Consider the following 2,525-nt stretch of genomic DNA (forward strand, 5'->3'; position numbering starts at 1 on the left):
GCGCTGCGGGTGGCCGGGGCGGGCGCGCTGGGTTGGCCGCTGGTGGTCAAGCCCGCCGAGCAGGGCGGGTCCTGGGGGGTGAGCGTGGTCGAGGGGCCCGGGGAGTTGGCGGCGGCGGTGGCGGCCGCCTCCCGCTACACGGTGGCGACGCCGCACGGGCTGGCGCTGGACTCCCGTGTGCTGCTGCAGAGTTACGTACCGGGCGAGGAATACTCGGCGGACACCGTGGTGTGCGACGGGGTCGCGTACGCCATGCCGGTGGTCCGCAAGGACACCACGCGCGGCCGCTACCGGGTGGAGACCGGGCACACGTGTCCGGCCGGTCTTCCCCCGGAGCCGACCCTGGCGGTGCAGCACACCGCCGCCCGCGCGGCTCTGGCCGTGGGGGTGCGCAACGGCATCGCGCACACCGAGCTGAAGATCCCTCCCGGCACGGACCGTCCGGTGGTCATCGAGACCGGCGCTCGGCTGCCCGGGGACAACATCTGCGAGATCGTCGAGGCGGCGACCGGGATCAGCGAGGCCGAGGCGTACCTGCGGGCGGTGACCGGCAGGCCGCCGCGGCCGGCTCCCGCGCGCGAGGGGACGGCGGTGATCCGCTTCCTGCTTCCCGAGCACTCCGGCGTGCTGGAGGAGGTCTTCGTGCCCGAAATCCCCGGCACCCACAGCGAGATCCACCTGCGGCCCGGGGACTTCGTCCCGGAGCCGACCGACAGTTCGGGCCGCGTCGGCCACGTCGTGGCCCTCGCCGCGTCCTCGGCGCGGGCCCGCCGCCTGGCCGATCTGGCCGTCGACGGCACTCGGATGAAAGTGAACCGACCGTGACAGTGCACAAGGTGGCGTTCCTGCGGTCCGTCGGCATCCAGCGGGCCGATCCCTACATTCAGCGGGCGGTGCGCGCCTTGGCGCACGAGGGCGTGCAGAGCAGGCTCTTCCACACGCACGGCGAGGCCGGCGACGAGGACTTCCCGGGCGGCCGGCAGCGTGTGGACCGCGCCGTCACGCCGGCCGAACTGGCCGCGCTGGTGGCGCAGTGGGGTGCGACGGCCGCGGTGTCGATCTCGCTGCCCTGCGAGTACACGGTGCGAGACGCCACGGTGCGCGAACTGCTCGACGCCCGGGGCATCCCCACCGTGGTGACCCCCCTCGCGGCGACGCTTGCCCTGGTCGACAAGTGGGAGACCAAGCAGCTGTTGATCCGCGCCGGCCTCGACGTGCCACGCGGCCTTCGGGCCGATTCGGATCTGCTGGCCGGGCGGGGGCTCGTCGTTCCCGCGTACGCGGATGCCCTTCGGGCCGAGGCCGGCCGCATCGGATATCCGTTGCTGTCGAAGCCGATCTGGGATTCCACCAGCATGGGCATCCGCGCCCTGCCGGACCCGGCGGCCCTGGACGCCTACCTGGCGGACCCGCCGCAGGTGTCCACGGTGGTCGAGGAGTGCGTCCGCGGGGACCTGTGTTCGGTGGACATCGTCGGCGGGCCCGGCGGCCACCGGGTACTACCCCTGTGCTGGACCGGCACCGCGGGCCCCGAACCGGTGTTCACCTTCGCCGACTTGCGCTGGTGCGGGCCGCGGCCCGAGGCCGAGGCCGCGTTCGTACCAATCGCGCGGAAGCTGGTCGGCCTGTGCGAGGAACTGGGCGTATACGGGTCCGTCAACGTCGACATGGTCTACACGGGTTCGCGCTACGTCGTGTTGGAGGTCAACCCGCGGATCGGCGGCGCCACGACCTTGTCCTGTGCGGCGTCCGACACCAACACCTTCGGCGCCCTCGCCGACCTGGCCCTCGGCCGGTTCGTCCCGGCCCCGGCCGCCCGCACCCGTTGGGCGATCGAGTTCCTCTCCCCCGAGCGGTTGCCGGACGCGGCGCGGGCGCTGTTGCGGGATCGGCTGGACCTGATCACCGCGCACGAGCTGGTCATGGACGCCACCAGTCGGGGGGACATCGTGGTGCTCACCCTTGCCGAAGGGGAGGAACGGCAGACCGTCAAGGCCCTTGAGGAGGTGCACGGGGCGAGCGGTTTCCCCCGGGAGGAGATCCTGGAGAAGATCCGGGGTCTGCTGACGCCGTGACCCCCTCCCCGCGTCCCTCCTCCGGACCTGTTGCCTCCCCCGGCCGGCGGCCACAACGACGTACAGCCGGCGCCGCCGGTCGGTTGCGCCGTGTGCTCGGGCTGCCGTCGCTGCGCGGTCACGGCCGGTTTCTGATCGGAAACCTGGTCGACTCCCTCGGCAACGGGATGCTGCTCCCGCTGGGTCTGCTGTACTTCACCACCGCCCGGGACCTGTCCGTGTCGGCGGTGGGGGCGGCGGTCACGGTCGGCCAACTCGTCGCCCTGCCCGTGGTGTTCCTCGCCGGCCGTTACCTGGACCGGCAGGGTCCGCGCCGACTCACGGTGGCCGCCAACGTGGTGAGCGCCGCCGGTTTCCTGTCGTTCCTGGTGGCGCATCGCCCGTGGGCGATCGCCGGTGCGTACGTGCTGGTCCAGTCGGGTGTCAACGCGTACTACACGGCCCAGCGGA

3 protein-coding genes are annotated in these 2,525 nt (G+C 72.7%); all 3 read left to right on the plus strand.

Going from position 1 to position 2,525, the window contains the following annotated elements:
- On the plus strand, positions 1 to 825 hold an 825-nt coding region (locus tag GT354_RS02645), incomplete at its 5' end, for an ATP-grasp domain-containing protein (RefSeq protein WP_161354525.1).
- Complete coding sequence (locus tag GT354_RS02650; RefSeq protein WP_161354526.1) at positions 822 to 2,075, plus strand: ATP-grasp domain-containing protein; 1,254 nt, start codon at positions 822 to 824, stop codon at positions 2,073 to 2,075. The genes GT354_RS02645 and GT354_RS02650, both read left to right, overlap by 4 nt.
- Positions 2,076 to 2,167: 92 nt before the next feature.
- Positions 2,168 to 2,525, plus strand: a 358-nt coding sequence (locus GT354_RS02655) for an MFS transporter (protein ID WP_346011811.1), incomplete at its 3' end; no start/stop codon positions are given.

This window comes from Streptomyces sp. SID3343 (assembly GCF_009865215.1).
Taxonomy (GTDB): Bacteria; Actinomycetota; Actinomycetes; order Streptomycetales; family Streptomycetaceae; genus Embleya.